General features: G+C 41.6%; 21 protein-coding genes. 15 read left to right on the top strand and 6 right to left on the bottom strand.

Annotation, left to right across the window (positions count from 1 at the left end; translation table 11 throughout):
- Positions 1–139: 139 nt before the first annotated feature.
- Positions 140–634, bottom strand: a complete 495-nt coding sequence (locus E3D81_RS15930; RefSeq protein ID WP_134778180.1) for a hypothetical protein — start codon at positions 632–634, stop codon at positions 140–142.
- Positions 635–740: 106 nt separating this feature from the next.
- Entirely contained in the window at positions 741–1,100 is a 360-nt protein-coding gene (locus tag E3D81_RS15925) for a DUF3667 domain-containing protein (RefSeq protein WP_209023080.1), read from the bottom strand.
- Between the two features lie 354 nt (positions 1,101–1,454).
- Between E3D81_RS15925 and E3D81_RS15920 the strand changes: the two genes are divergently transcribed.
- From E3D81_RS15920 to E3D81_RS15895, 6 genes are all read left to right on the top strand, one after another.
- Entirely contained in the window at positions 1,455–2,894 is a 1,440-nt protein-coding gene (locus E3D81_RS15920; RefSeq protein ID WP_134778179.1) for a hypothetical protein, read from the top strand.
- Between the two features lie 190 nt (positions 2,895–3,084).
- Positions 3,085–3,264, top strand: a complete 180-nt coding sequence (locus tag E3D81_RS15915) for a hypothetical protein (RefSeq protein WP_134778178.1) — start codon at positions 3,085–3,087, stop codon at positions 3,262–3,264.
- 312 nt (positions 3,265–3,576) lie between these two features.
- Complete coding sequence (locus E3D81_RS15910; RefSeq protein WP_134778177.1) at positions 3,577–5,502, top strand: polysaccharide biosynthesis protein; 1,926 nt, start codon at positions 3,577–3,579, stop codon at positions 5,500–5,502.
- A gap of 89 nt (positions 5,503–5,591) precedes the next feature.
- Complete coding sequence (dnaG, locus tag E3D81_RS15905) at positions 5,592–7,586, top strand: DNA primase (RefSeq protein ID WP_134778176.1); 1,995 nt, start codon at positions 5,592–5,594, stop codon at positions 7,584–7,586.
- 17 nt (positions 7,587–7,603) lie between these two features.
- Positions 7,604–7,909, top strand: coding sequence for a YraN family protein (locus E3D81_RS15900; RefSeq protein WP_134778175.1), 306 nt, complete (start codon positions 7,604–7,606; stop codon positions 7,907–7,909).
- A 69-nt stretch (positions 7,910–7,978) separates the two neighbouring features.
- On the top strand, positions 7,979–8,989 hold the full coding sequence (locus E3D81_RS15895; RefSeq protein ID WP_134778174.1) for a glutaminyl-peptide cyclotransferase: 1,011 nt from the start codon (positions 7,979–7,981) through the stop codon (positions 8,987–8,989).
- Between the two features lie 69 nt (positions 8,990–9,058).
- Here the strand turns inward: E3D81_RS15895 and E3D81_RS15890 are convergent, their stop codons facing one another.
- Positions 9,059–10,171, bottom strand: coding sequence for a nucleotidyltransferase family protein (locus tag E3D81_RS15890; protein ID WP_134778173.1), 1,113 nt, complete (start codon positions 10,169–10,171; stop codon positions 9,059–9,061).
- A 457-nt stretch (positions 10,172–10,628) separates the two neighbouring features.
- Here E3D81_RS15890 and E3D81_RS15885 point away from each other — a divergent pair, with 457 nt between their 5' ends.
- From E3D81_RS15885 to E3D81_RS15870, 5 genes are all read left to right on the top strand, one after another.
- Entirely contained in the window at positions 10,629–12,920 is a 2,292-nt protein-coding gene (locus E3D81_RS15885; protein ID WP_167554350.1) for a polysaccharide biosynthesis tyrosine autokinase, read from the top strand.
- Between the two features lie 151 nt (positions 12,921–13,071).
- On the top strand, positions 13,072–13,239 hold the full coding sequence (locus tag E3D81_RS17325) for a hypothetical protein (RefSeq protein ID WP_167554349.1): 168 nt from the start codon (positions 13,072–13,074) through the stop codon (positions 13,237–13,239).
- Positions 13,240–13,258: 19 nt separating this feature from the next.
- Positions 13,259–15,013, top strand: coding sequence for a fimbrillin family protein (locus E3D81_RS15880; protein ID WP_167554348.1), 1,755 nt, complete (start codon positions 13,259–13,261; stop codon positions 15,011–15,013).
- A gap of 93 nt (positions 15,014–15,106) precedes the next feature.
- Entirely contained in the window at positions 15,107–15,376 is a 270-nt protein-coding gene (locus tag E3D81_RS15875; protein WP_134778170.1) for a PqqD family protein, read from the top strand.
- A gap of 273 nt (positions 15,377–15,649) precedes the next feature.
- Positions 15,650–16,588 carry a hypothetical protein gene (locus E3D81_RS15870; RefSeq protein WP_167554347.1) on the top strand — a complete coding sequence of 313 codons (939 nt, stop codon included), beginning with the start codon at positions 15,650–15,652 and terminating at the stop codon, positions 16,586–16,588.
- A gap of 269 nt (positions 16,589–16,857) precedes the next feature.
- On the opposite strand, the gene E3D81_RS15865 is transcribed toward E3D81_RS15870, so the two are convergent.
- Together E3D81_RS15865 and E3D81_RS15860 are read right to left on the bottom strand one after the other, a co-directional pair.
- Positions 16,858–18,735 (bottom strand): acyltransferase family protein, encoded by a 1,878-nt coding sequence (locus E3D81_RS15865; RefSeq protein WP_134778168.1) that lies wholly within the window; start codon positions 18,733–18,735, stop codon positions 16,858–16,860.
- 292 nt (positions 18,736–19,027) lie between these two features.
- Entirely contained in the window at positions 19,028–19,627 is a 600-nt protein-coding gene (locus tag E3D81_RS15860) for a hypothetical protein (protein WP_134778167.1), read from the bottom strand.
- Positions 19,628–19,727: 100 nt separating this feature from the next.
- Between E3D81_RS15860 and E3D81_RS17320 the strand changes: the two genes are divergently transcribed.
- The 3 genes from E3D81_RS17320 to ybeY all read left to right on the top strand — a co-directional run bounded on the left by E3D81_RS17320 (position 19,728) and on the right by ybeY (position 20,873).
- Positions 19,728–19,925 carry a hypothetical protein gene (locus tag E3D81_RS17320; RefSeq protein ID WP_167554346.1) on the top strand — a complete coding sequence of 66 codons (198 nt, stop codon included), beginning with the start codon at positions 19,728–19,730 and terminating at the stop codon, positions 19,923–19,925.
- A gap of 100 nt (positions 19,926–20,025) precedes the next feature.
- Complete coding sequence (gene ruvX, locus E3D81_RS15855) at positions 20,026–20,436, top strand: Holliday junction resolvase RuvX (protein WP_099364909.1); 411 nt, start codon at positions 20,026–20,028, stop codon at positions 20,434–20,436.
- Positions 20,436–20,873, top strand: coding sequence for an rRNA maturation RNase YbeY (gene ybeY, locus E3D81_RS15850; protein WP_134778166.1), 438 nt, complete (start codon positions 20,436–20,438; stop codon positions 20,871–20,873). Before ruvX ends, ybeY begins: the two co-directional genes overlap by 1 nt.
- A 115-nt stretch (positions 20,874–20,988) precedes the next feature.
- Here the strand turns inward: ybeY and mobC are convergent, their stop codons facing one another.
- Positions 20,989–22,971, bottom strand: a complete 1,983-nt coding sequence (mobC, locus tag E3D81_RS15845; protein WP_134778165.1) for a conjugal transfer protein MobC — start codon at positions 22,969–22,971, stop codon at positions 20,989–20,991.
- Between the two features lie 161 nt (positions 22,972–23,132).
- Between mobC and E3D81_RS15840 the strand changes: the two genes are divergently transcribed.
- Positions 23,133–24,104, top strand: a complete 972-nt coding sequence (locus tag E3D81_RS15840) for a hypothetical protein (protein WP_245153239.1) — start codon at positions 23,133–23,135, stop codon at positions 24,102–24,104.

Below are 24,104 nucleotides of genomic sequence, written 5' to 3'. Positions count from 1 at the left end.
AAAACCAGTTAATGAATCAACCTTAAACTCATTATGGACAGCCCCAGCAATAATAAGGTAAACGTTATGGAGTTAATAACCATGGCCATAAAACCGATCCAAATACTTACTTGTCCTTTTTTTTGTGTCATAAAATCTTTTATGCGAAATAAAGAAATAAATAATAGATAATACCAATTGTATATAACCAGTTTTTTGCATGACCCTGCCAACCATAACTTTCAGAAATCCGAGTGACTATATTTAATAAAAGAAAGAATGTCACGATTAATAATAAGAAGGAAAAGTAATGAAGGGTAAATACCCAATGTTCATAATACCACCATTTCTTTTTATCATGGAAAACCCACAGAATAAGTGCAAAGATTGGTAAGTAAAAGAAAAGAGCCTTTGGTAAGGTATGCATAAAGACCATCACAAACTTTTGAATAATTTCCGTTAAAGTGAGCTCTTGCTCCCTGAACTCAAAAAATTTCTTGGCAAAGGGTCGAATGATTTTTCTTATAAGGGAGTTTTTCGCGGATGTCACGGAATCATAGGCAGCCAAATTCTTTTCCTGATATATTTCAGCATCCTTTAAGGAGTATTCATTTGATGAACTATCTTTTCCGCTAAGATTGGGTATAAAAGCCAACTCATCTTTAATATCTGCTGAATCCTGGGCGCTTAATCCTGGCTCTGACCAGGCAACCTTTAAAATACTATGTTACTAACTATGGTTGGGCTCAAGCTCGTTTTTGTTACATGGTCATTATTATGATCGGCACTCTTATGAGTATTGATCCCCAAAAAGGAAACGATAAAAAAGGTAATAAAGGATTAAAGATGTAGAGTTTTACAGGAGGAACGTAAGCCTGTCCCTGTCTTTGGCCAGCTAAATAGACCTTGGTCAAGAGGCCAGGAGCAAAAAGAAGATTCCGCATGGTTTTCCAGAATTGATCGTCGTAACGAGTAAAGTCTTCGAAAAAATGGCAGAATAGGTAATGGAAGAGTTGTCTGTTTTCGATGTTTTCCTGACCACAATGTGGATAGAAGTGTTCTTCCACCCGATGCCCCCAATTTAAACAGTTTTTTTCCTTTCTTAATTGGCCATGACCCATATTCTTGAATATATAAGTCTAATTAATGAAAAAATATTAATGAATATTTGGGAAAGTTAATTTATCCTGCAATATCATTTTAATAGTGTAATAAAAAATTATTTTCATCAATTTTTTAATCATTAATATAAAATGGGACTTCTAAAATCCTCAATGTAATTAAAAAATATAAAAAATAACCCCATAAAATAATTAATCATTAATACGTACTTTCTAATAGTTTAAATACTTGATTTTGAACCTTATATTTGTAGTGCAATGGCTACAAACTGTTTTCAGCCTACCCTAGGAAAACATGAAAAACAGTACTACAAATCAAGATTCCATTCAATTAATTGAACCCTACATCTACCGATGGAAGTGGATCCTTTGTTCCGCATTGCTTTTTTTTTGCTCCTAGGATATGCTTATTACCGCTATTCTAACAAAAGCTATTCCGCCTCCGTAACAATCTTATTAGAAGATGAAAAAAAAGCATCCGGTCAACTTTCTGGATTAGGAGAACTAGGCATAACAAAAGGCTTCTTCAATTCCTCGGCCTCTATTGTCAATGATCAGACTCTGATCATACAGTCGAGAAGGATTATCCGGAAGTTGCTCGATCAGTATGGTTTTCATGTACTTTACTATGTAGAAGGAAAACTAAAAGTTAAGGAAATTGCCAAATCAGAAGCACCTTATACCATCCGATTCCTTGATGCAGATAGCAGTATTTTAAATACCAAACCCCTCGAAATAAAGATACAGATAAAGTATGATGGTTCATTTATCTTAAAATTGGGTGATGATGCAGGAAAGCAGGTGGAATTGAATCAAGTAATTACGAGTCCATTGGGGCGAATAATGCTGCTGCAGAAATTTAATACTCGATTGAAGGTTAGGCAGATGAAGATTCAATGCCTCCCAAAGGAAATGGGCGTGGATTATTTTCGCTCGAGGATACAAATTAACCCTAATAAAGAAAAGCAATCTTTCGCACTCAGAATTTCCATGGTCTACCCATCCTTAACGATGGCTAAGGAAATCCTAAATGCTTTAGTTTTAAGTTATAACCAGGATATTTTGGAAGATAAAATATCGTTGGCCAGTTCAACGATCCACTTCATCGAACAACGTTTGTCCTTAATAAAAGAAAACTTAGACAAAGTAGACGGCAGATTAGCTCACACCAAAATGGTGCAAGGCAGTTTTGATCTTCAATTGGAAGCTGATTTGACCTTAAGTATCTCATCTATTAATGAACAACGGTTGATGGATGCTAAGATGCAACTTTCTCTTGAGGATTTTTTCTTTCCTTTAATAATTGAAAAGGAGCTTAGGCTTCTGTCAAGTAATCTAGGTTTTCAGGATGTTGCAATCAGCTCCGATATCAATGCCTTCAATGACATTCTTCTTGAACGAGAGGAATTGTTGAAAAGCTCGACTAAGGAAAATCCGGTAGTTATTAATATGACAGCCAAACTTCTTCAGCTCAGTGAGAAACTACAACATTTTCTTATTAATTATAGGGAATGCTTGGATCAAAAATATACATTCATATTACAGGAACAAAATAAGTTCAACGCAGGACTTTCTCGTATACCAAAACAGGAATCTGTTTTCAATGAACTCTTTAGGAATCAATCTACCATTGAGAAAATATATATATACCTGCTAGAAAAAAGAGAAGAGAATGCCATAAAGGCTGCAGCTACCTGGGCGGTGATCAAGATGGTGGATGAAGTATGGGTACAGCCGTCCAATTTCGCCGAAACTCTCCTACGTCATGCTGATTGCCTTGGCAATTGGCCTTGACATACCTATCGGAATCATTTGCTTGTACCAACTATTGAACAATAAGGTAATGGATCAGGAAGATCTGGAAACATTGACCCAAGTGCCAATTCTGGGCGGAATACCTTTATCCGAACATACCGAATTAAAGTAAAAAGACTCCTCCTCACTGGCAGAAGCCATTCGGATCCTAAGGACCAATATCGCCTTTATGGTCGGTAAACAGAAAAGTGGAACGGTAGTCTACCTGACCTCCACCACTTCTGGCGAAGGGAAGTCTTTCCTGGCGCTTCTCCCAAGTTGCACCGGTATTCGCTGGTACAACAAATTGTTCCGAAGGATGAACGACATCTTTAAAGGAATTGTTAATAATGTTCCAATTGGTTTATAACGGTGCTTAGCAAATGTAGATGCTGCAACCGTTTGCAGAGAAGGGTTTTTGTTGAATAGGTAAAATCATGCTGTTAATTTCATATTAATTTTTTCTGTAAATTAAGATTTATATATGCTTAGGCATATTTTATTGTATTTTTGTACGGGCATTTACCGGTTTAGAGATATTAACTATATCATACTAATTAAAAGCATAAAACATATAAAATGGTTAATGGCATCAACTTCGCACGTTTATTGTGAACATTCCTGAAACTAAACTAGGTTCCGCACGTTTGCTATAATATTAATAAGCTCGAATTAGAATAGGATGAATTTAACAGGTTATAATAAATATTTCCGTAAGGATAGCCCTCGATGGGTTATCTTGATGATTGATATATTGATGGTAATATTTTGTTATTACCTGTCCAATTTTGTAATAACGAGTTTTAGTGGCAAATTTTCCATCGAATTAATGGTAAAAAAATCCATTATAGTCACCATAGTTTATTACTTCTCCTTCCTATATTTCAAAACCTATAGAGGTATCATCCGTCAAACCGGTTTCCGTGATGCTTGGTCTATATTTAAAGCGGTAGCGGTAGCATGGTTCGCCTTGATGTTGATTGCAGCGTTTATTCGCCCTAATTACACCGATAAAGATGAAATAGGCCAATATTTTAGGCTTTCTTATGCCGTTTTATTTTCCCACGCTTTCTTTACGACCGTTTGTTTGGTAGCCGCGCGCGTACTCTACAAAAACATTTACGAGATGTTCTTCTTCGGTGGAAGACAGGTGGAGCGCGTATTGATCTTTGGTGCCGGTAATATGGGAACTACCACCCTGAATCTCCTACGAAACGATGTAAGGAAAAAGGTTAAAGTAGTGGCCTTTGCCGATGATAATCCGAGCCGTATCGGTAAAATGATCAATGGCTATAAAATATTAGACCAAAAGAAACTCAATGCAGAATATGTGCGTGGATTGAAGATCGATAGCATCATCATTGCATTGGATGATAATAATAAAGACAGGTTATCACGTATATCCTCTTTAATTGAACCCCTACCGGTAAAATTGAAGATCATGCCTACCTCCGCCAAAATGTTGAGCGGAAAAGTAGCCACCCGACAACTACGCACCTTAAAGATCGACGATCTATTAGGACGTGAAGCCATCAAATTGGAAAACCCTGTCATCCACGAAATGTTTCGTGAAAAGATCATCCTGGTTACAGGTGGAGCAGGTTCCATTGGATCAGAACTGGTTCGTCAGATCGGATTTACCGATTTCGATAAACTGATCGTTATCGATCAGGCGGAATCAGCGTTATATGATATTCAACAGGAGTTAAAAGGCAACTGCCATAAGGATGTGATGTTCATGGTGGGAAATGTGCGCGACAGACAGTTCATGGACTCTGTGTTTGAGCAGTTCCGTCCACAGATTGTATTCCACGCAGCAGCCTATAAGCATGTACCGTTGATGGAGCAGAATCCTTATGAGTCGATCTTGACCAACGTATGGGGTTCTAAAAACTTGGCCGATATGGCCGATAAATACGGCGTTGAAAAATTCGTGATGGTTTCTACCGATAAGGCGGTTAATCCGACCAACGTAATGGGAGCTACCAAACGTGCTGCCGAGATCTATGTATCAGGATTGAGCAGACGTAGCAAAACCAACTTCATTGTCACCCGTTTTGGAAATGTGTTGGGTTCCAATGGGTCCGTTATTCCATTGTTCGAAAAGCAATTGAAAAAAGGAGGTCCATTGACCGTGACCCATCAGGATATTACCCGGTACTTCATGACCATCCCCGAAGCCTGTCAGTTGGTACAGGAAGCGGCCGTGATGGGTAAAGGGGGAGAAATTTATGTGTTCGATATGGGGCAACCGGTTAAGATCATGGATCTGGCTATTCGTATGATCCGATTGAAAGGATTCAATTATCCGGAGGATATCGGAATTGAAGTAACTGGCTTACGTCCTGGGGAGAAGATTTACGAAGAACTGCTTGCCGATAATGAGAACACGACCAAAACACACCATGAAAAGATCATGATTGCAAGAGTAAATACTGATGATCTAGAAATGAAACAGTCGAAGATCGAGCATCTATGTGGAATCGTGGTAAAACAGAGTGGTGATCATAATCCGATGTTATTGGTCGAGCTACTGAAGGAAATCGTTCCGGAATACATTTCCAAGAACTCCATATTCGCAAGACTGGATAAAAAAGAAATTGCATAGTTTTTAACTATTTTTTAAGGAAAAGGTTGTCTGCTTAGTTAAGACAACCTTTTTATTTTTCCCTATATTTGTGAGAAAGGATATTAGCTTTGATTACTAAAGAAACGATTGATAAGGTATTGGATGCGGCTCGCATAGAAGAGGTGGTGGGTGATTTCGTGGACCTGAAAAAGCGGGGAACTTCCCTGATCGGGAATTGTCCCTTCCACAACGAGAAAACTCCTTCCTTTCACGTTTCGGTATCCAAAGGTATCTATAAATGCTTCGGATGTGGAGCGGGAGGCGACTCCCTCAAGTTCATCATGGAGCATGAGAAATATCCTTATCCAGAGGCCATTCGATACCTCGCCAATCGCTATGATATTCCTATTGAAGAAGTGGAACGATCGCCTGCGCAGATTGCTACGCAGGATAAACGCGAAAGCCTTTATGTCACCAACCAATGGGCAAATAAGTTCTTCCGCGAACAACTCTGGGATACCGATCTAGGCCGTTCCATCGGCCTATCCTATTTCAAGGAACGCGGATACCGTGAAGATATCATCAAGAAATTTGAACTGGGTTATTCCCCTGATGCCTGGACCAGCTTGGTCGACAAGGCGCAGGAGGAGGGATACAGCAAGGAATTACTCATCGAACTCGGGCTTGCCGTAGAAAGGGATGATAAGTCGCTCTACGACAGATTCCGTGGAAGGGTGCTCTTTCCGATCCATAACCTGACCGGCCGCGTATTGGGATTCGGTGGTAGGACCTTGAAAACAGATAAGACCGTTCCGAAATATGTGAATTCCCCGGAATCGGAAATCTATCATAAATCGAATGTACTTTATGGTCTCCACCTGGCTAAAAAAGCCATTATCGACAACGATGTCTGTTATTTGGTGGAAGGCTATGCCGATGTCCTTTCCTGTAATCAGGCTGGCGTAGAAAATGTGGTTTCCTCTTCAGGAACCTCCTTGACCACCGGTCAGATCAAATTGATCTCCCGATATACCAGGAACGTAGTCATCCTCTATGATGGGGATGCTGCAGGAATCAAGGCTTCCCTGCGAGGAACGGATATGTTGTTGGAGGAAGGTTTGAATGTAAAGATATTGTTGTTCCCAGATGGCAATGACCCCGATTCGTATATACAGAGTTTCGGTGCCAGCGCGTTCAAGGAATACCTGAGCAAGCATCAGGAAGATTTTGTTTTCTATAAAACAAATATATTATTGAAGGATACCGGTGGGGATCCGATCAAGCGTGCGGAGGTGATCCGGGAAGTGGTGCAAAGTATCGCTCTGATTCCCGATGAAATCAAGGTGTCTGTTTATCTGAAACAATGTAGTACGCTATTGGATATAGAGGAAAGGGTATTGTTGAGCGAGCTCAACAAAATACGGATCGATAAAGCGAAGGCAAAGGATAGGAAAGAGGCTAAAAAGTCAGCGAACCAAGCCGCCGCGGCGTCAGCGCCGAATCTGGACGAATTTATTCCAGCTGAAATGTTGGCGGCCATGCAGGCTAAAGGAATCGCTTTACCGGAGGTTTCTAAACCAAAGGTTATTTCTTCTGAACTGCTGATGGAGCGGGAATTTGTTCGCGTACTGTTGAATTATGGTCGAGAACTGGTTACCTGGGAAGGGAATGGCGATGTACCGGTTGCCCCTTTTCTGTTGGCGAGCTTAAGTGATGTGGAACTGGTAGATCCAACCTGTAAGCTGATTGTAGAAGAATTTAAAAGACAAGCGGAGAAATACCAGGTGCCCGAAGCGAAGTTTTTCTTCGCCGATGAAAATGAAGAAGTTTCTGCCTTGGCTGTGGATTCCTTGGCCAATAAATACGATATCTCACCGAATTGGAATGATGATAAACGCAAGATTTTTGTTCCTGAGGAGAAGGATCAACTAAAAGATTTGGTAAATCAGTTGATTTTCCGGTTGAAAAAGAATAAAATTGAACAGCAAATGCATCAGATTCGGGAAGAATTGAAAACGGTGCAGGATGCCGACGGGATTTCCATGCTGTTGACCAAATACCAGATGCTGAAGGAAGGAGAGAAATTGTTGGGGAGCTTGCTGGGGAATACGGTGGTTAAATAATTTCTGGAGGATAGAACGTGTCGGATTTAGGTAAGAGAGGCGAAGAAATGGCATGGTTATTCTTAGAGAGGAAGGGACTGAAGGTGCTGGAGACGAACTGGCGATTTAAGCACTTGGAACTTGACCTGATCGGCATGGATGGAAAGGTGCTGGTGTTTGTGGGAGTCAAATTGTTGGGAAAGCGAGAGTTTGTGGAAATCCATAAGATCTTAAGCAAGGAGAAGAAACAACGATTGAGCAGGGCAGCGCTGCATACCTACAATTATCCGGCTTTGAAGGGGAAATCCGTTTTGATCTGGTCCCATTTATCGAGAATAAAGTAAACTATATACGAGACGCTTTTTGGAACTATTAATATGAAAATGATTATGAAATTATCGGGTTTAACCCTTATGATGATACCTTTTTTGTTGGTGATGAGCTGTAAATCACAAAAAGGAAAACTGGAATTTGTAAATCCGGTCACCGGCAGTAAGGTGCTGAAGGGCAATAAAGTTCAGGTGAAATTGAACTTTACAGATGCCATTCTGGATTCAGTGGTCTATGCGATCGATGGTGAAGTATTCGAACGTAAATCGGATACCTCTACGGTGGTATTTGATTCCAATGAGCTCGGTTATGGAAATAAGCAATTGACCGCTAAGATCTATTCGGGCGGGAAAGAGGATATGGCCTATAGTGAATTGTTGATCGTTCCGCCTACACCTAAGAACTATGTTTTTGAGGTGGTCAAAATCTTTCCACATGATTCAACAGCCTTTACCCAAGGGCTATATTACGATAATGGGGTATTGTACGAATCAACAGGAATGCAGGGACGTTCTTCCCTTCGTAGAGTGGATCTTGCTTCTGGAAAAGTATTGCAGAAACATGATCTTCCTTCGGAAAGTTTCGGAGAAGGGATTACCGTGGTAGGAAATAAAATCTATATGCTGACCTGGGAAGAGATGAAAGGGTTGGTTTTTGACAAATCCAGCTTTAAGCAACTGAGTACTTTTGCCTATGGCGAGAGTAAGGAAGGTTGGGGTTTGACCTATGATGGGCAACGTTTCATCAAATCGGACGGTACCAATAAACTATTCTTTTTGGATCCTACTACCCTGAAGGAAACGGGTTCCATCGTTATCTATGATGATAACGGTCCTGTTGATAGCATCAATGAACTGGAGTTCATCGATGGTAAGGTCTATGCGAATCTTTACCATGCAGATAGGGATATCATGGTGATCATTGACCCGAATACCGGAATAGTGGAGGGAAAAGTGAATTTTGTGGGTTTATACGATGGCAAACGCGCTTCGACAGGCAATGAAATGAATGGGGTTGCCTATAAGGCTGATTCCAAAACTTTATTGGTAACGGGAAAGGATTGGACAAAACTTTACGAAGTAAGAATAAAGTAAGCGGATGATTTTTAAATTTGTAAATACTATTCTTCCCAGATGATGTCCAGTTCAACTCTTTTAGACTTATTATAAGGTTAGGTATTTCCTGTAGAACTGTGTGAATGGGAAGCAGATCGCTTCCATAGGGGCAATCCTATAATTCCTGAAAAAAGAATTTGTAAGCCTTTGAGGACGATTGATCCTAGAAAAGGGTGTTTCAATATCAGGGTTTCCAGGATCATAAAAAGAGAAATTTCCACCCTTTAGCATGAGGTCAAGCGTCTGATCATTCCATTTGGAATGTCTCCTAGGAGCAAAGGGGAGAAACTCTTTATCTAAATCTAAAATCTCAGTCAACATGTAATGATGGGCTTCCGCCCATCTTAGAAGCCCTAGCTTTTTATATGCGTATTTTAGTTGCTCTTTGTCATATCTTCCGTGAGAGTTTTTGTAGATCAATGCTGCATCGCATAGATGCCTTAATCCTATACCATAACCGATCTGGTGATGGAGAATATGGGTATTGATAAGTAGGATTTCTGCAATAGTTGATGGTGTTCGAACATTTTGCCCAGCAATGAATGTTGTTCGGGCGAAAGACTTTTCCTCCATTTCAAACATTCTGATGAATTTCTGTACGAAGGGATTGTACATATTGATTAATCTGCTATGATGCTCAACTGGAACCTTCCCTATTCTGTAATCGGTGTCAATCCTGGACTGGATACGGTAATCCTCTCCATGTATTGCCATGAGTTTATTAGCCATCTGGAAATCAGAAATTGTTGGGAAATACCAATCAATATCTCCTCCTGTCCTTAATAAAGGTACAGGATAATATTGGGCCACTGCCATCCCCTTGAGCAGAACAGCATTAATCCCATTTTCCCTGAACAGTGAATTTGTGAAGGATATTGTTTGGCTGACCCTTTCATTATAAGATATTACTCGCTGTTGACGTACGATCCATTTCAATAAAAGCTCTTTGTTTGGAAGAAGCTCACCCGGCAGATTCTGTATCGATTGGCAAATTAATCCTTCCACCGTCTGGGTGAGTGACAACTTCACGAGTTGCTGCCACTGCCCTGGCGATAGTTCCTCAAAGAATGTTGGATCTAAGGGGTGAGACCAGATAGAAGCCTGCAAAGCCTTCAAGAAGGATTGGGTAGGTTTTTGGTTAGTAATACTGGTATTCGGCATTTTCTGCGATTTTTTTATGATGCATTTAATGGGACTACAAACCTAATGAATTTTTGGAAATGGTAAAATAAAAGTCACATGATTCCACTTTTTACAATTGCTGACTTAGAAGAAAATATGTTCGAATGCTACTTGAAGATTTTTATCTTTTGGCCTCTTATGTTCCGAAAAAATTTGCTAGCAAATCCTTTGCGAATTCACTTCAATTTTTATATTTACGCACACTTAGTACTTCTAGGAGGTACTATACACTTTGGAAATGCCCCTCTAGATAGGTCTGGAGGGGTTTTTTTTGTTTTTTTTCTTCATTGACCATTATTTTGCAACTCATTTTATTCTTCTTCGAATGTTACTGCTTTCCTCTTAGGAGAAATTGTTCATCTTTAAGAATCCGGTTGTGGATGTTGCGCTACAAAAATGAAAATCGTATCATTGTCTAACCAATTAAATGTCGCGCATGGCTACCTTCAATTACCAATCTGGAATAAGAGACGGGGAATCATTTTCAAAAAACCTTGTCAAGGAACTTCTCTCCTATTCGAAGTATCTTTTATTCTGGCTTTTTCTCTGTATGTTATCGGGATATATGTATCTGCGTTATGCCTCCCGCACCTATCTTACGGGGGCAAAAATCATACTGCAAGATGAAAAAAAACCTTCAGGAGAAATGTCTGGTTTACCCGAATTTTCCGACCTTGCTAAAAGATCTGTATCGTCGGCTGGTTTTGTAAAAGATCAGATAGAAGTGATTAAGTCGCGCAGTTTTTTACGAAACCTAGTTTTAGAAAAATCTCTCCAATATAAGTATTATCTCCAGGGAAGGATACTTGAAAAGGAAATAACCGAATTCGAAAGTCCTATACAGCTAATAGTCAAGGATAAAATTATGTTTCATAGACCTTATCAGTTTTCGATTAAGGTTAATAACTCATCAGTTTATATTAAGGAACCAAAAAGTGAATGGAGGGAACATAAATCTGGGATTTTATTAAAATTACCAATCGGTCACGTTAATATAGTTATTCGAAAAAATGATTGGAATGGAACGATAATTATAAGGTACCTACCTTTACAACATGCTGTCAATGAAATTCAGGAACAAATGACTATTGGAAAAAAGGGTGAAATAAAATCTTTTCTAGTTCCAATTTCTATGAGAACTAATAATAAAAGAAAAGCGGAAATCATAATTAATGGCTTAATTCAACAATATAATAGGTCTAGAACTCAAGATAAATTGAGTATATATAAGGAAACTGGGGATTTTATTTCAACTCGTTTTGAAATTATAGAAAAATATCTTAAGAGTATAGACAATAAAAAATACAGGTTAAAGTCGAAAAGGGGATCAGAGGAATTAAAAACAATGGTTGATATTTCATTAAAGAATCTTTCATTAGGCCAAAAAAAAGTTTTGGATCTTAAAACCTCGCTTTACATGATAGAAAGTTTTATCGGATATATTTCAAATAATAATGTTATCCTTCCGGTAAATTTAGGATTAAATGAGCGTTCCATTTCCTTGCAAGTTGAAGAGTATAACAAAAGAATCATTGATTTAATAGACCTTAGTAGATATGTTGGTAAGGAACACCCTGAATATATTGTTTCTGAAAAGACAGTTTCAGAAATGAGGAATTCAATTAAAAGGGCTTTGGAGAATTTAAAAATTAATCTCCTTCACCAAATTAATAGTTTCGATTATCAGAATGATCTAGATGATTCTTATCTTAAATCTTATCCTGAAAGAGAGGATAATTTTCAAAAGATGTTCCGAGATGAAAAAGTAATTGAAGCTATATATTTTTTTTTGTTAAAAAAAATTGAACAGAATAAATTAATTATTAATGCTGAGCCGGTAAACCTTAAAATAGTAGACACAGCTTATAGTTTTTCTTCGCCTATTTCACCGCGGCCAATAAGGGTATTCTTGATCTGTTTGGGAATAGGGATCGTGGCCCCAATTCTGATGATCTATATCAAAAACGCTTTTGACAACAAGATCAATTCCCCTGAAGACCTGCAGGACTTGCCGGTTCCGTTGATTGGGACATTGCCTCGTTCAGCGGTAGTTGGTCTTGAAAGACATCTCGACTCGGGATTTACCGAATCTTTGAGGATGGTAAGAACGAACATTCCTTATATGCTGGGCCGAACTGAAGTTGCAGGGGCAAAAAAGATCCTGGTCACATCCAGTATTCCTTCCGAAGGTAAGAGTTTTGTTTCTGTGAACCTTGCAACGATCCATTCACTGGCTGGATACCGTGTCCTATTGATCGGGGCTGATTTGAGAGCTCCCAATTTGTCCCGCTATCTAACCTCCCAACCTGATGACAGGACCAATGGACTTAGTGACTACCTTGCCGGAAATGTGCCGTATGAGGCCCTTTTGCAAAAAGATACCGGTCCTAGAGAAATAGATGTAATATTTTCAGGAACGGTACCACCAAATCCTGCAGAACTACTGCTCAATGGAAGGATTGAAAGGTTACTGGAGCATTATTCTGGAAAATACGATTATATCATTCTGGATTCTGCTCCATATTCCAAAGTAACTGATACCCAGATCATCGTTCCATTGGTCGATCTGACACTTTATGTTGTAAGGGCAGGAGTCCATGATAAAAATTATATCAGGCAGCTAAAGATCTATTTCAATTCCAGAAAGTTCGGGAGAACAGGCCTAATTCTGAACGATTTTGAAGAAAAACGTACTTTTTCAAAAATAGTGGGCAACAAAATTTTATAATAATAAAACTTTTTCCTAATTTGAGTGTCATTAACATATCCAGTTAGTTAAAAAGGGTTTCCAAAAGGCTCTTTTGAACACGATTGACCAAATTAATTACGTAAACAAACTCCTATGATATAAGAAAGTACAAGTGAAATTTTAATCCAAAGTGTATAGTATGAACAAATTTGAAAACAATCTCTATGAGACACCCTCATTGAAGGTGCTCATTATCGAGCTGGAACAGGGAATTGCTTCGGCTTCGATCACCTCAGATTCATCACTTGATGACTGGGGAACCTCAGGTGGCGGAACCCAGAACGGTGATTTCCAATAGGACTTTTAAACTATCTATTATGAAACCGATATTTAAAAGTTTTGCCAATAAGGCGGCTAGTGCCCTTTTATTGGCCTTTGCTGGCTGCTTTATGTTTAGCTGCAGTAAGGAAACAGGAAATGAACAATTGGAAGGTCCGGAGGTTCAGTTGTCCGTATCCTTCGCAGGTGTTAAGGAAAGCCCTATTCAGGAAACTGGTCCCAAGGCATCATCTAAAAGGGAGCATAATACTCCATCCCTGCTTAATTATGGAGATTATGATGCCGAATTAAGGGTTGATAACAGGTTCGAGGTCCCCCTAGTACAACGTGGGCTACGTACATCTGGCGTATCATCTTCTAGATCAGATGCGAACAGGGCAGCAGCAATCCCTCCTGGAATCAAGTACCGTCTTTTCCTGTTCCAAAGTGGTGTTCTTAGGAGTTCCACAGAACTGGAATCTGGTGGTACAGCGAATGTTGCCGTTCAGGCTGGTCAGAGCTATCAGTGGTATGCACTGAGCTACAATACCGCTCAGAGTGTTCCCGATCTTCCGCCCAATTCCACTGAACTCGATCTTCCTATGGGGAAAGATGTTCTCCATGCAGCAGGCGAGCTGTCCATCCCTGCGGTGGTTACAGCCCCTGTCCAACTACCGATCACGTTTCGGCACAAAACTTCAAGGATAGCCATAGAGCTGAATTCAATGGGTCTTTTTGGAGTTATGTCTTCAGCCAATGTGACCGTTTCTGGTCTAACCATGAAAACAGGAAAACTGAACATCACCACTGGTGTTTGGTCGGAACTTAAAGATTCCACGCAGACGTTGAACTGGAACAGTTTCGTAAATCTGGAGGAAGGACAGGCAGACAGAAAGGTTGCCTATGCTTTCACGGTCGACTCGACCGCACAGAACAATATTGTGGTTAGTGTGAGCAGCTTGAATCTTGCACATTCGGATGGGATCACACGGAACTTCACGAGCACAAATACATTTCCCACTGTAGGGATCACACCTGTGATCGGGAACAGCCATAGGGTATTGCTCAACATGGTGGAAAGCCCACTCAGGACTACACAAGGTGGTGTAACAGTGAACTGGGCTCGTTCCAATCTGTATTATTCTCCGGGCCGGAACCCATATAGGTTCTATGCGGTGAACCAGTTGAACCCAGTTACGGATGGCAGGGGGTATTTTGCCTTTGGAGGGATTCTTCCTAGGAGATTCCAGGCTGCACCTGGAGACCCATGTGCGTTGGTCTACCCAGAAGGAGTATGGAGACAACCAACAAATACGGAAACTGCGGTGCTAACATCTTCCAGTGGCCTACTCTCCTCTGTTCTGGGATCGATTACAGGGCTCCTTATTCCAGATAATGCCCCTGGGGCGACCTTTGCGAGTAATTATGTCCAGTATACACCAGTTGCGGGTGGCACCAGTACAGCATTTGATGCTGCTTCCAATGTCCTGCGTTTTTATTACAATGGACAGGTTACGAACATCAATGTAATAACCACAGGTACCGAGGCGGGACTTGTAAGTTTGGCATTAGGAGATACTCACGCCAGGGAAGCTGCGCTGTGGAGCAAGACCGGAAATATCTCGATTAGCCTACCTCCACTCATCAATCTTGGTCTTGGCGCTTGGGGATACCATGCACGTAACCGTTCTACAATTGGTGGTACAGCTTATGTTGCTGGAACAAATACCGCTGAGCCTCTATCTTCCATCACAGTAGGTGGGCTTGGGGTATTGGAATCCACATTGAAGAACGTTCGTTGTGTGAGGAACTAAATGTCCATCCTTTTCTCTAAATAATTCAGATAATGCCCGGTACGGACCTGCTAGGGTTTTACCGGGCAATTTTTAATTTAAAATGATTGTCGCATGAAAATACGATCCGAACTGACCCTAAGAAAAATTGGGGATGATTATCTTATTGTAGAGCCGGACCAGGGGATGGTGGATTTCTCAAGGGTTTTTTCTCTCAACCATACTGCAGCCTATCTATTTACACAGTTGCAAGGAAAGGAATTCGAAATGGAGAGTGCGCAGATGCTCCTAAAAGAAAGATATGGAATTACAGAAGACGTGGCAGATAGGGATTCAAAGACTATCATCGGTCTATTCCGAAAAGAAAACCTTCTCTATCCATAGTTTTTTATTGACATCTGCGGTTCCTCCCTCTTTGTTAGTTTTTTTTTGATGTAGGGGAGATCAGGGAGGAGGCCTTCCAATATTACAACTTGCATGGCCCTCGGGAATGAGAGGTAAGCCTGCAGAATCCTAGACTTAGGCAGATGAGAAAGTATCAGGATTAAATGGTTCGAAGAGGGTATTGGGAAGATGTTTATACTGTCTACTGAAATTAATTTCCATGGTAACAAAAGGTTGTTGGCACAAACAGATTCGTAAATTATCAGGTAAAAAATGGACCCTAAAATGAATTGTACCGTTCCCCTGCAGATCTTAAACTATTCCATAGCGGGTCATTCGCTGTCAATCCACGATTGTTGCGGTCTGGAGCTAAGTGAGAATATGGAGAATTTCCATCCATTTTTAACCTCTGGTCCCGCCGCTCCTGGTATCCTTGACATTGTTATTGAAGATACCTTGGATTTTGGAAAGGATTTTGGAAATAGGATACTGTTAAGCGATATATCCGAGATCTGGGATGCTCGGTTCAGGTTTGAGATCATAAACGGATTCTATCTCACCAGCATTCTGGATGAATCGGGCGGAGTTGGATGGCGAATGCTCAGCAATAGTGATTTTTCAAGGTCATGGATCTCCCCTGGACCAAAAGACAGGTTCAACTACACTAAATTGAGCTGGTTGATAATGATCAGCTTTGGCCAGACGGTCCTTGCGCACAGAACGCTTCTGCTGCATGCATCGGTGGTTATGGGCAATGGCAGAGCGTTTGCCTTCCTGGGAAGGAGCGGAACGGGAAAGAGCACGCATTCCAGAATGTGGCTAAGGGAATTTAAGGAATTTGAACTACTAAATGATGATAATCCTGCCGTGAGGATCCATGGTGACGGGAAGGTTATGGTTTATGGAACTCCCTGGAGCGGAAAGACTGCGTGTTATAGACCTATTGGAACGGAACTGCTAGGCGTTGTTCGGTTATCCCAGGCCAAAAACAACAATTTTCGACAGATCGAGGGAAGGTCTGCGTTTCTTTCCATGTTGCCTAGTGCTTCAGCAATCAGGTGGGATCGTGAAATATTCGACAGAATGCTCATCCTTGTACAAGAGATCACTAAGAAGGTCCGTTCGGGACATCTTGAATGTCTTCCTGATGTACATTCGGCAAGATTATGCCACGACTGCTTCCACAAATCCGGTATTGGTGCAATCCTTTGATGAAGGGATCTCCCTGACGGCTACGATAGTTATCCAACGTTTATATGATACAGTGTAGGTCCAAAGGTTTATCTGCATCATAAAAAAGGAAATTTTGCTGCATTTTGCAAAAATGTGGATTTCGGTCAATTCCTGGCCCTTACCAATATTCATCTGATATAAAATCAGATATAAATATAGCTATTAAGTCTGCTCTATCCTGCCACAGGGATCTTCAATTTGACCTGAGCTTTGGGACATGCTGTACAAATGAGAATCATACAGGGTACCTAAGGCCTTTCTGCAAAGATGTTCCTACGCAATATACCACTGAGGTTATCGGTTCCCACCAAGGATAAATGCTCCGAATCGTACATGTACATCAAGGAATTTCGGGGTAACCGTTCCCTGCTGCTTGCCTTAAGGTATACATCGATATACCTATCAGAAATTTGAGAGTTCCGAAGGAATTCATTCACTATTTTCCTTTTATTTTCTAAAAATCTCTCATGGGCCATCCCAAACCTTTCATGAAGATCTTGGATTATGGGAAATTCGATCGAATACCCTTCGGTCTGACCAATGTATTTAACAGGAATTCCATGATCTTTAAAAAATTCCTCCGTCGAGCTGAGGTATTCCAGGATCTGTCGCTTGGTATAACCTGAATAGTTCGCGCCGATTATCACCATATCGATCCTGGTAGCATTCAAGGGGATCAGCTGCCGAAAGAGGAAGGACATTTTATTTGCAGGACCTGAAAATGGGGAAGTGCTGTGAGGGGCTGGAAACGTGTGGTCGCAGGTCGCCTGTAGCAGGTTCACCCCCTCTGATCGGGCAATCTCCCTTAGACTGGTGGAAAACATCGCTGCATAGCAATCGCCCAAAAGCAGGAAATTTGGGAGTGAATCTGAGAATTTTAAACCGCTGAGCACCTGTTCAGGAAAAAAATCCTCCTTGGACCGCAAGTGGCCCTGTCCGAATCCATATTGGATCGGTGCCATTCTGCGGGGGTATTCCTGTATGGACCGGGTAATATTATCTTTCTGATCAGGGAAGATGGATTTCCGGATTGAATCCGTGGTTCCCAGTACGCTCAATGACGATAGCAGAATAATTACGCCCAGTACGGGCTTCCAGTTTATAGAATCTCGCCTTGATTCTAGTTGGGCGTATGAAATCTGAGCAATAAATATTGCCATAAGAAGTAGTAGGGGAATTATCCACCAGGTTGTTCCTGAACCCAGGAATCTACCAAGGACAAATAGGGGCCAATGCCATAGGTAGAGTGAATAGGAGATTGAGGATGTCCAGATGACAGGTCCAAACCTGAAAAAGGAGAAATGTAGGTTAAGAGTTAAAATAATGGAAGTTGCGGTTACGGTCAGGAAAGTTGCTAATGGCCGACCGTATGGCAGGTTAGACCATTCGATGGGACATAGCAATAGAAATAGGAGGACCAACGTGAGCAGAATACTGATTGATCTTCGCCCGGGCCCCGATCTTATCGGCCTTGCACGGTCTGCAACCGCCATTGCCGTCCCCCCGGCAAGAAATTCCCATGCCCTTGATGGAAGTGAATAGAAAGCAAGCGATGCATCTATTTCGGAGAAGATTATATAGATTAGAAATGATGCCAGGGTAAGTAAGGCCATGAAGCTGACACTCCGTCTATGCAAAGCCGAAGGGAAGAACCGGTAAAGTAGGAAATAAATCCAGGGCAACAGGGCATAGAACTGCCACTCCAAGGAAAGTGTCCAGGTATGAAGAAGAAAATTGAGCCTTGATGAAGGCTGAAAATAATCGTCAACCAGGTAATAGTACATGTTGGACACCTGAAGAATGCTAACAATCGAAAATCTGGAGTGGTCATAAATCTTTGATGGAAGTAAGAGTACCACCAAAAGGAAAACTATTGTCAACATCAGTAGTAGTGCTGGTATAAGCCGTCGTGCCCTTCTTATATAGAATTCAAGTATCTCACTCCTACCGATTTTTCCCTCTTTCGATAATATATTGCACATCAGGTACCCAGAGATAACAAAGAAGATGTCTACTCCTAGATAGCCGTTCTTAAAATATGGTAAATGTAGATGGTACAGTACCACAGCAATGATGGCCATTCCTCGCAGGAAAGCGATGTCGAACCGAAAATCCATTTTATCCATATCTTGGTTAACTGGTTTAAGCACAAGGTCGTACACGGCGATCAACTACCGGATTTACGTGACTTCACTGAATTGACCATTCTTTTGGGTAAAGGGAACAAGGAAGTAGGTCAGGATCGGCTCTTCAGTCTGAAAAAAAATGCGCAACCGAATGGACATATTTGTCAGGCCCCACCCTATAATGGCCTTGTTCTGCGAATTTCCCAGTTTAAGTTAACAATAAATCATGACTATACCAAGTTTACTCTGTACGATAGGACATGGAAATAGGTTTATTTTGTAAATAATATATTTAGGTCTTTATAATTCCCTTTACCAAAGCCTCCCATTGTACAGAAGAGGCACCCAACTTTGCTCCAAGAGCTACAAACAGGTTCCTTATCCTGTCCATAAATGAATCTAGTCGCAGATTCATCAGCTCGTTTCGACCATAATAATTAGCGGTTACGGTATTGCCCACCCTTCTTACTTGGAACGTGGAAGTTGCCAAGTTTTTAAAGAAATGTTTGGTCTCATGGTCATCTTCGACATTGGGTTGTGAGCTCGGACGGACAGTTAAAGTAATAAGATCCTGGTCAATCCCAGAAGTTACACTTATCTGTTCGATTTGCACATAGTCGTACCCTCCTGTACTCTTTAGGCCAGGACCTGGAATTTCAATTTTTATAAAATCTCCTTCTTGCGGTTCTTCATTACTGTGTTGTCCGGATGCATCCAGAAGTTCAAAACTTGAAGCGGGCAGTTCAGCAACTTGAAACCATTTGTTGATGCTGAGTAATCGAGCCTTTGCCTCTGAGAAAAATTCTTTTGCAGTGGTTTCATTTTGAAAATCTACGGATTCCACAATGTCCATCTTTTTGCCTTCGTGCTGGGCTGGTATCTTATGCTCCATAATACGTTTTGTTAAGGAACAACCTGAAGACTGGAATAGTTTAATTTTATCTGCGATTTAGGGGGATTTCCCAAGGATTGGAAGTGTCTTAAATTTAGCTTTGTGGCTATTTCTGCCGGAGATACGAAATGGTAGCCTAGAATACCAGCTCGGAAACTCTATGTGGCTTTTCAAGAATTCCAATCAGGATATCAGACCATTGGGGAATTTGGAATCGTTTGAAATTGCCGGTTCCAAATGGGGAATCACTATTGAGGACAGGTCCGTTTTATGTAGATGTACGGTTGTGATCAAGTAAATGATTGGTTGGTTTGTCACTTTGGAGTATTTGAAAAAAATATGGCAACCTTCATTGGCAAAGGGCCAACAATGTGTATTTTTGTCCTAAAAGGAAAGATATGCGAATAATGGCCTTTGATTATGGGACCAAGAGACTGGGGATAGCGGTTACCGATCCCTTGCAATTGATCGCAACGTCACTAAAGACCCTGCACCCAGATGCGATATGGGATTTTCTGACGGAATATTTTAAGACGGAAGAAGTGGTAACGTTTGTCGTGGGAAGCCCCAGGCAGATGGACGGGACTGAATCGCAGTCTGCCCAACATGTTCGCGGCTTCATACGTAAATTACGGAAGCGTTTCCCCAATATCCCTGTGGTCGAAGTTGACGAGCGGTTTACTTCAAAAATTGCCCAACGGACAATCACCGAATCTGGTCTTAAAAGGAGACTACATGATAAAGGTCTTGTGGACAGTATTTCTGCCACCATTATTCTGCAATCTTACATGCAAAGTAAATCATCATAATGGCATTAAAGGATATTCATTTTTTCTCGGAGGATATAGATTTTTCCATAAAAAATAAAAAGAAGATAAGGGAATGGATCGCTGCGGTAATCAAGCAGGAAGGTTTTAGGCGCATTGGTGAACTGAGCTTCGTGTTCTGCTCTGATGCCTACCTTCTGGAGATCAACAGGCAATATCTGGCCCATGATACCTATACGGATATTGTAACCTTTGATTCTTCCCAGGATGGGAATACCATTGCGGGAGATGTTTTTATCTCCGTGGACAGGACGCGAGAGAACGCGATAAAATTTGGGGTAAGCCAGACCGATGAACTCCATCGCGTGCTGATCCATGGGATCCTCCACCTCTGCGGCTATCAGGATAAGGACAAGAGAGATAAATCCCGGATGAGGGCTAAAGAGGATGAAGCACTCTCTCTTAGGGGATTTGTTTAGAAGTTCCTTATTTTGGGCTACAATGCTTCAAATCAATTGTAAGGTTTACCTTGGGGTCCACTCCTACATTTGTTATAGCATGAATTTCCAGGGATGAGAAGGAAGATTGGACAAATCATTTTTTCGAAACGACCAGGTGCCTGAGGGAAGGATCGGACAATAGCCTGTCCATTTCCGATATGACCAGATCGGATACCTCGGATTTTACTAACCTGTAATTATCATGGACATATTTCTCCTGTAGGTTTCCAATCTGCTCAGCGGGGGAATACTCCTGTTCCTCGAGTTGCAGTGAGCGATGGTCGTTGATGATCCTGGCATGGAATGATTTCAGTTCAACCGGGTTCTTTGGATCATCAGCGACAAGACCTACGAATTCTCCGGCGGATAGGGAGGAGATGACCGATGCAGGGATGGCCGTATCCAATTGTGTTGAATGGCTGACGGAGGTGTCATTGGAATTGACCGAAATACTCCTTTTGGGCTGGACGATCCGTCCGAAACGGTCCGATAGCTGTTTTGCGGTCTCACCTGAAACCTGACCTGATATTACATTTCCCACGATGTTCAATATGACATCAGCGAGATCCCTGCCATAATCTTTTCTTAATTGACTGATATCCTGTACGCAAAGTGTCGTGGATACCCGGTTGCTCCGGGCAGTAGCGATCAGACTGTCTATGTTGTTTAGATAGATCGTTGGGAATTCATCGAACACCAAGCTACTTTTGAGCACACCTTTTCTATTGACCTGTTTGATCAAACGGTTCACATAGAGCGAAAGCACGGCACCATAGGTCTGTATCTTTTGGGGATTGTTTCCCATACAAATTATCTTCGGATTGTCCGGATTGTTGATGTCAAGGTCAAAATCGTTACCTGAGAGAACATAGTAGATCTGGGGCGAGGAAATTCGGGCAAGGGCGATCTTTGTCGAAGCTACCTGTCCCTCGAGCTGCTCCATGGCATCATTCAAATAAGCGTTGACAAAAGGGTTCACCAGGACCTGGATCTCTGACTGGCTCCTCAGAAGTGAGAAGAGCCGGTCATAGTCCTGTTGCATGAGTTCGATGACATGGGGGAGGGTACAATAGGTCCCCTCATCATATTTCCTGAGATACCATATGACTGCAGTCAGGAGGTTGATCGCTGATTCCACAAAGAAATCGCCCTGACGTTTAATCCAATCCCTGTTGAGCCCCAGAAGAATCGTTCTTGCCGATTCGGCAGCATCGGTAATGTCCTTCATGGCCGAAGGTTCCAGAGGGTTACATCGGTGCGTCCTTTGGAGATCATCGAAATCGATCCTGAAGAATGATGTGGATTTCGTTGAACCGCTACGGTTTTTCTTCCAATGGTGGTAGGCGATCCGGCTAAGGTCGTCATATTTAAAATCGTATACGAACATGGTGAACCCTTTTTGGATATGTTGAGAAATGATATGTCTTATGACATAATATGATTTTCCTGATCCGGGGTTTCCAAGTACCAGGATTGCCCGGAACGGATTGATAATGTTGATCCACCCATTCTTCCTTTTACTTCCAAGGGAGAATTCAGTCGGCAGATTGATCGAATATTCATTCTTCAAAAGGACCTGTTGCTGGGGGAAGGTCTGGTTGATTGAATTAAAGATATCCTGAATACCCTTTTCCAGATGGATGATCCTGGCAAATTGGGTCATACCGACAATAAGGAGAAGGTATCCTAGTGAATTAATGATGGTATAGCAGATCAGCGAAAGAAAAAGGTTCCCGGTTACCGCAAGAGCCATATGACCAAACAGGTAGAATGAACATCCTATCAAGGAGATGGACAGGGCTATGTGGCTTTTGCGACTCTTATCCTTTTTGCCTTTGACCCCCAATAGGGAAAGTACCAGAAAGAATATAATCGCAGATTTTATGACCGGAACATCCAGAAATCCTGTTTTGAATAAACCGGCCAAGAGCCTGTCGGAAAACCTATTGGTCAGACCGGTACCTAGCAGTTCTGGATAGAACAGAACGTAATAATGGAGCATCAGAAGTACTACCGAAATACTTCGGCTCAGATCGCCCACTTTTCGAAGGCCCTGGATATTCTCTCCGGTATTCATGATATGTCCTGTTTTAACTGCTGCATATGAACTCCCTATGAAATCAGGTGCTCAATAAAGTTAAGTGTAGAATCATTCAGGAAATATACCCCTAAAAAAATAGCTATATCCATGTGCCTAGAAAGAGGGGTAATTGACCATAGACTATAGGATAAGCCGACATGTATGCTTCCTGGACCACTTTTTTGGATTTAACCCGAAATCTTCTGATCATGGGCATTCCGGTTTTCCCAGGTTCTTTTCTGAAACTAAAATGTTTTAACATCTATCCGACTATCGAATATTTTCCATATTTTGGCTATTTCAAAATTGAATCAATTGTGTCTCTTATACTCAATAACAATCGACCTACGGTCAGACTTAGGGCATTTCGCGCGATCGATGATCCTGAAACGTGCAAAAGGTTCATCAAGGGGCATGAACACGTTCTGACTGCCATTGGAGTCAAAAAGGTCACTTCCTCAAAAGATGATTGGATGTTCAATCCGGCAGCTTTCGTACTGATAGTTGAATCCCTTGATGGCAATTTCGTTTATGGGGGTGCCCGGATCCATGTGGCTGGCGGAACACAGGCCCTTCCCATAGAAGAGGCGACGGGAATGATGGATCCCAAGATTTTTGATCTAGTTTGGGCCCATGCCCAGTCCGGCACGGGTGAGGGATGTGGACTGTGGAATTCCCGGGAGATTGCAGGCTATGGTATCGGAAGTATATTTTTGACCAGGGCTGCAATTGCCATTGCACCGAAGATTGGGTTAAAGTCACTTTTTGCGCTCTGCGCGCCATACACCATAAACCTCACGAAGGCTGTCGGTTACCGGCAGGAGACGGGTGTGGGTAACAATGGTACCTTCTATTACCCTAAATTGGACCTCTTGGCAACAACCATGGTCCTCGATGATGTTGAGGAGCTCTCCCTAGCCAGTGAACTGGATCGTCAGGCCATTCTGGACCTGCGGCAAATGGGGGTCGGAGCAAGGATTGAGACCCTTCGCTCAAAGGAGATAGAGATACATTACGATCTTGGCCTTAATGATCTGGAGGGATGGGACCTGAATCGGATCATACAGATGTCCAATGGTCCCCGCAGCATAACAAAAGAGAACGATCCTGATAAAATCATAATCCTATAG

This window comes from Sphingobacterium sp. CZ-2, from assembly GCF_004526235.1.
Lineage (GTDB): Bacteria > Bacteroidota > Bacteroidia > Sphingobacteriales > Sphingobacteriaceae > Sphingobacterium > Sphingobacterium tenebrionis.
Note: the sequence above shows the minus strand (reverse complement) of the source record. Positions and strands in the feature narration are given on the sequence as shown.